General features: G+C 60.1%; 6 protein-coding genes. 1 reads left to right on the forward strand and 5 read right to left on the reverse strand.

Features of this window, described 5'->3' with window-relative positions; genetic code table 11:
• Positions 1–742, forward strand: a 742-nt coding sequence (locus tag ACFE0K_RS04155; RefSeq protein WP_434534859.1) for an NAD-binding protein, incomplete at its 5' end; no start/stop codon positions are given.
• Position 743: 1 nt separating this feature from the next.
• Here the strand turns inward: ACFE0K_RS04155 and ACFE0K_RS04160 are convergent.
• The 5 genes from ACFE0K_RS04160 to ACFE0K_RS04180 all read right to left on the reverse strand — a co-directional run.
• A complete protein-coding gene (locus ACFE0K_RS04160; RefSeq protein WP_434534860.1) occupies positions 744–1,172 on the reverse strand; it encodes a MerR family transcriptional regulator in 429 nt (142 codons plus the stop codon).
• Entirely contained in the window at positions 1,169–2,110 is a 942-nt protein-coding gene (locus ACFE0K_RS04165; RefSeq protein WP_434534861.1) for a hypothetical protein, read from the reverse strand. Before ACFE0K_RS04165 ends, ACFE0K_RS04160 begins: the two co-directional genes overlap by 4 nt.
• 148 nt (positions 2,111–2,258) lie before the next feature.
• A complete protein-coding gene (locus ACFE0K_RS04170; protein WP_434534862.1) occupies positions 2,259–3,818 on the reverse strand; it encodes an FGGY-family carbohydrate kinase in 1,560 nt (519 codons plus the stop codon).
• On the reverse strand, positions 3,815–5,314 hold the full coding sequence (locus ACFE0K_RS04175; RefSeq protein ID WP_434534863.1) for an FAD-dependent oxidoreductase: 1,500 nt from the start codon (positions 5,312–5,314) through the stop codon (positions 3,815–3,817). Before ACFE0K_RS04175 ends, ACFE0K_RS04170 begins: the two co-directional genes overlap by 4 nt.
• Positions 5,314–6,179 (reverse strand): FAD-binding oxidoreductase (locus ACFE0K_RS04180; protein WP_434534864.1); only part of this gene is annotated, 866 nt, incomplete at its 5' end. The genes ACFE0K_RS04175 and ACFE0K_RS04180, both read right to left, overlap by 1 nt.

Consider the following 6,179-nt stretch of genomic DNA (forward strand, 5'->3'; position numbering starts at 1 on the left):
CGCGCGGCCACTGGCCCGGTTATTGAAAGTTGCCGAGCCCGCGCCACGAGGTTTCCTGATTGTGGGGGCCAACCCGGTGGCCCGCGCGATTGGCTCCGCCCTGCAGAAAAACCAGTTCCCGGTAATGGTCACGGATTCGAGCTGGGAATCCATTCGACTGGCCCGCATGGAAGGCATGAGCACGTTTTATGGCAACCCGGTTTCCCAGCATGCGGACCAATATATGGACTTGGTGGGCTACGGCAAGTTGCTGGGGCTGAGCCCGCGGCGTGAGCTGAACACCATGGCGACCATGCGCTATCGCCTGGAATTCGGGGAACCGAATATTTTCAGTCTGCCTACCCAGCGCAGTGAAAAGGAAGTGAAGCATGAAGTGGCCCCGGAACACCGTGGCGCCACCCTGTTCGGGGCAGAGATGACCTATGCTCGCCTGGCCAGCCTGCTAAGCCAGGGAGCGGAAATCCGCAAGACCCGGCTCACTGAAGAGTTCGATTTCAAGGCCTACCAGCAAACGCCCCACCGCAGAGTCTGGCCGCTTTTCGCCATTGACACCCGTGATCGTATCTATGTGTTCAGTGAGGAAAGTCAGCCGGCCCCCAAAGCAGGCTGGCACGTGCTGGGCTTGATCAAGGAAGATGCGGCCAAAGAAGAAGCCCGCACCGAGGCGCGGGCAGAAGCTGCCGCCGAGAAAGCTGCCGCCGACAAGGGCAAAGGCGTCGAAAAAGCCAACAAGAAAAGCTGATCTACCCGGCCGGGTCTGGGACGTCGACGAAGGTATCGATCAACCCGCAGACCCGGCCATCATCCAGCCGACAATCCGGACTGCCCTGCCATTGATCCATGGCGCTACGCATACGCAGACTGAGTGATTGCAGCTCGGCAATCTGTGTCTCTACCTGCTCCAGGCGCGTTTCGATCAGCGTTCGAACCTGGCCACAGGGTGTTTCTCCCTCCCGGGACGCCTCCGCCAGGGCCTGAATGTCAGCGAGCGTAAACCCCAGGGAGCGGGCCTTCAGGGTAAAGCTCAGAAGCCGTAAATCCGTATTTCCGTAACGGCGATAACCGTTGTTGGGGTCTCTTTCCGGTTTCAGCAGAGCAATGTCGGTGTAATGCCGTACCGTCTCGGTGGTGGTTCCCGCCTTGCGGGCCAGATCGGAAACACGCATGGTCATTTCTCTCCCGGTTGCGCCCAGGGTTGGTAGTCAGCGGGAATGGAGACATTCTGCTGCTGGTAATAACGGCGAATGGCAATAGCCAGGGCGTCTGCACCCAGTGACTCTGACAGCGCATCCAGAAAGGCGGTTCCTTGCTGCATCATTGCCAGGTGGCACTGCAGGGCGACGTCAGCCAGTGGCCGGTTGTCAGGGTGCCGCAGCCAGGCCTGCCGCAATGCGCTGTGAACCCAACCGCAACGCTCATGACTCAACGCGAATTGCCCTTCCAGCCACCAGAGGTAAGGATCATCGCCAATGGCCACATGCAATTTCCCGCTGATTTCCCGGTACGCATTCTGCTCGGAAGCCATCAGTGCCTGTTTCAGTTGCCAGACTGCCGGCTTGCCCGTTCCTGTCTGAGCCGCCAGGGCCTGCTCTTCACAAGGCTGGCCGCTACACTGTGCCAGCCATAACGCCAGCAGCGCCGGCTCCCCTGCGGCCAGATCGGCAAGTTCCGCCGCGCCGGGGCTATCCTGCAGCATGGTCAGAAATGCTTTCCCCTTCCCTGCTTCAAACTCATCACCATAGGACGCCAAGTCACTCAATTGCAGTCCGCTGCTGTAGTCGTACCACTCGGTGAGACGATAGCGTGCACCGGGTTCTCCCTCCAGTCGGAGAAATCCCACGCCACCGTCAGAAAAGTGTAGCCGGACACGGGCCGCGAAACGGTCCCGGTTTTCATTGAATCCGGTAATGGCGAATTGCTCAATGTCCACATCCTGCACCCAGCGAGCAAGAACCCGATCGGGAACCGGCACTAACGCCTGCCGGGCCAGAACGGGTTGCAGGGAGCCACTGCCAAGGTCCGCTCTTAGTGATACCAGGGTACGGCTGTCAGCGAAAACGGTTTGCGCCAAAAGGAAAAATAACAGCGAAAGAAAAAAGCGGTCAGTCATGCGAAGCCTCATCGAATTCCGCACAGACTAGGCAAAAAGACGGGGGCTGGCCACACCCCGGTCTGCTGGTGGGGCCTGCGTCTCATGCTGCAAACGATCAATCGCCTTAAGGTGAGCGTTCTGCTCTCTGTGGTAAGCCGGTGTTGTGTTATCTGGATGGATAGCCGGTGATCTGTCGGATGGAGCGATAAAGGGGAGAGAGCCGCGGGTACATTTTCCGGTAGACCTGACGGTATAGCGCATCGTACTGGCGGGCCACTTCAGGATCTGGCTCAAACCGTTTGCCGGGGCGTGTCATCGCCGCTACCGCGCTGGCGTAATCCGGGTGCAATCCCATGGCAACGGCAGCATTGATGGCTGCACCAAGCCCGGAGGTTTCACAGGTATGCGGGCGCTCCGCCGGGAGGTTAAACAGGTTCGCGGTGATCTGCATGATGGCGTCGCTCTGTGAGCCACCGCCTGACACCCGTAACGATTGCACAGGCACTCGATTGCGTTTCTCCAGGCGCTCCTTGCCCTCGCGAAGCGCATAGGCAATACCTTCGATAATCGCCCGGTAAAGGTGTGCCCGGGTATGCACATCGCCAAAGCCAATGATGGCGCCCTTGGCCTCCGGTCCAGGGATGCGAACGCCGGGATTCCAGAAGGGCTGCAATACCAGCCCCATGGCGCCGGGGGGCGAGTCGTGCAGGAATGACTCGAACAGGGTTTCCGCACTGACACCCAGCTCTTCGGCTTGCTGTACTTCCTGTTGAGCGAACTCACGCTTGAACCAGTTCACCATCCAGTAGCCACGCTGAACGATGACTTCCGAGTTATAGCGCCCCGGCACCGCCGCACTATAGGCGGGCACAAACGGAATTGGCTCCACATAGCGTTCGTTACAGGTATTAAAAGTGGCGGTAGTGCCGTAACTGAGATTGCCGATATCCGGTGTAAACGCGCCCGAACCCAGTACTTCGCAGGCCTTGTCCGCGCCGCTGGCGATTACCGGCAGGCCGACGGGAATGCCGGTATGACGACTGGCGGCGGCGGTGACCTTGCCCAGCCTGTCACCGGGTGCGACCAACTCGGGGAGCTGCTCACGGGTTACCCGCAGGGCTTTCCATTTCAGGTCGTGGGGCGGCGCCCAGCGCTGCCCTTTGTAATCGAAGGGGATGTAGCCAACCTGAGAGGCGGTACAGTCACGAACCTCACCGGTTAGCCGATAATTTAGGTAGCCGGACAACAGCAGAAAATGGGCGGTTCGTTGCCAGATCTCCGGCTCGTCCTCCGCCAGCCAGTTGCACTCCGCCTTGGCCTGAAACTGGCGCAGGGTTTCTCCCTGGCCGAGCAAGTTCACCGGCGCCGCGCACCACCAGGGCAGGCGAGGAAAATCCGGAGTGCGACGCTGATCCAGCCAGATCACCGCCGGGCGCAGGGGACGCATGGTCTTGTCCAGGCAGACCACCGAAGCTCGCTGAGTAGTCAGAGACACCGCCACCACACGGGATCGCAGCTCGCCATGCGCCAACCATAACCCCTGACAGGCCTGACCCAGCTGTTCCCAGAAATAGTTAACGTCCTGCTCGGCCTCGCCCGGGCGATCTGGCAAATAGGGTTCAATGTGTTGCTGGTACTTGGCAACCAGCTCGCCGTTACCATCGAACAGCATGGCTCGAGCACTTTGTGTGCCCTGATCAAGGGCAAGTAGCAGCGGCGCGCTCATCCTGCGGCCTGCTGTGCTGGTGAGGCGGGCACACCGTAGTAGCGCTGATGGATTTCCAGGTAGCGCCTCCTCTCTTCTTCCCAGCAGGCATCATCCCAGCCCAGGGTGGATTGAATCTGTCGTCGCAGCGTATCCAGTAACGCTGCACCGGCCTCAGGCAGCAACAGCCCCAGCCGGGTACGGCGCAGCATCAGATCATCCAGGTGCACCACGTCCTCGTTCTCCAGAATCCACTGAATGAACACCGGATCGCCCTGATCCGCATGCAGAAAAGCGTCCACCGCTGGCGGGGCATCACTGATGGGAATAAAGCCGGGCTCGCTGGTTTTCTGGCCACGTTTGTGGGCGGCACTGTCGATCAGTCCGCTGGCCAGCAAGGCATCCAGGGCAATCAGCCGAAACGTGGTGAGCTTGCCACCGCTGACGGTAACGATACCGTTTTCGCCCCATACCGCATGATCACGGCGCTCCTTGGAAGGATCCATGCCCTTGCCGGAGGCGATGACCGGACGGACTCCGGCGATGGTGGAATAGATATCCTCGCGATTGAGGCCTACCTTCGGAAACTGGCTGTTGATCAGACGGAGCAGGTAATCCACTTCCTGGCCGCTGGCCGCTGCCTCGATATCCATATCCTGAGGGTGATCCAGATCCGTGGTGCCCACACAGGTTACCCCCTCCCAGGGGAACACAAACACCGGGCGCCCATCATCCGGATGCATGACGGTCAGGCAATCCTTCACCGGCAGGCGCTCGGGATTGACGAACAGGTGACTGCCACGCAAGGGGCGCACCCGAGGATCGCTGCCGGAAAAGCGGTCTGCCCAGGCGCCAGTGGCACTGATCACCCGCCGCGCGCGCAGCGTGGCAGTCTGCTCGGTGGTTCGGTCCGTCACTGTGACAGCGTAGCCTTTACCACTGGGTTCGGTCTGTTCTACTCGGCTGTAATTCTGTGCCAGACCACCGTGGCGGGCCGCCTCCAATATCACCCGAACCACCAGGCGGCAGTCATCGGTGAGGGCATCGGTATAGCTCATGGCGCCTGTCAGGGACTGGCTGTTCAGGCCCGGCACCCGTTCCAGCAGTTGCTCGCGATTCAGGTAGCGGTGATCACGGATGCCGGCAAGAAAATCGTACAGCCAGAGAATCGCTTTCATGGGTAACCGACCGGGAAATACCCCCTTTCGTAGCGGAAACAGATAGGTGGCCCGCTCCACCAGCCCCGGCAACTCCTCAATCAGACGTTCGCGCTCAAGCAGGGAGTGGCGAGTCAGGCGAATATCCCCCTGGGCGATATAGCGTAGCCCGCCATGCACCATCTTGGAGGAGCGGCTGGAGGTACCCCAGGCGAAATCGGTCTGCTCCAGTAGCAGCACCCGATGACCGCGACGAGCCGCTTCCAGCAGCACGCCGGCACCGGTGATACCGCCACCGATGACAATGAGGTCCCAGTTTTCGTCAGCGAGGGAGTGCAGAGAGTGGCGTTTGCCTAACATCAAGATTCCTTTTCAATACTCGGCTGGGTGTCATCGAGCAAACAGCCCGGGTTCAGTCGCTGCTGCGGATCGAAGTGTTTCACCAATGAGGTCAGTGCCGCGATGCCCTGCTCGCCTTTCTCGTGGTGGAGCCAGGGCGCATGATCGCGCCCTACTCCGTGCTGATGGCTGATGGTGCCCCCATGAGCCACGATGGCCTCACTGGCCGCCTCTTTCATGGCGCGCCAGCGCTGCAAGGTGCTGTGGTAGCTGTCCGAGCAGCGAAACACATAGGTGGTATAGATACTGGAACCCTGCGGATAAAGGTGTGACAGATGGGTAAAGACATGGACTTTTTCGCCCTCCCCCACGTTATCGCGCACCGCCTGCTCCATGGTATTCATGGCCGGGGTGACCTGATTCCAGTCCACCGCGGTTTCAAAAGTGTCCACCACATAGCCATGCTCCCATAAGCCGTGACGCAAATAGGGGGAACGAAAACGGGATTCTTCCCATTTCTTGCCCAGCAGCTCACCCACCACCGTGCCACCGGCAGCACGAATGCGTTTTTTCACCGTGGCCAGGGTATGGCTCACCAGCGCCTTTTCACCGGTGACACCGAAAGTGATCATACATTTTTCATTCCGACAGCCGCGCAGGGACAAATAGCGGTGCAGGACGGCCACCAGCCTTTCATGGCCGGCGAGCATCAGATGGGTACGGGTTTCCTCCGCATTGGACAGCCGTAGCATGGAAAGCGGCAGCTTGGTCTGGGTCAGGCTGCGAACCAACGTCTTGCCGGTTTCCCAGTCCGGGGCGAAGGCTACCTGGAAGGTTTCCGTTTCCGGTAGCGGGGTGACGCGCACCTTGACCTCGGTAATCACCC

It is taken from the genome of Alcanivorax sp., from assembly GCF_051117345.1.
GTDB lineage: Bacteria > Pseudomonadota > Gammaproteobacteria > Pseudomonadales > Alcanivoracaceae > Alcanivorax.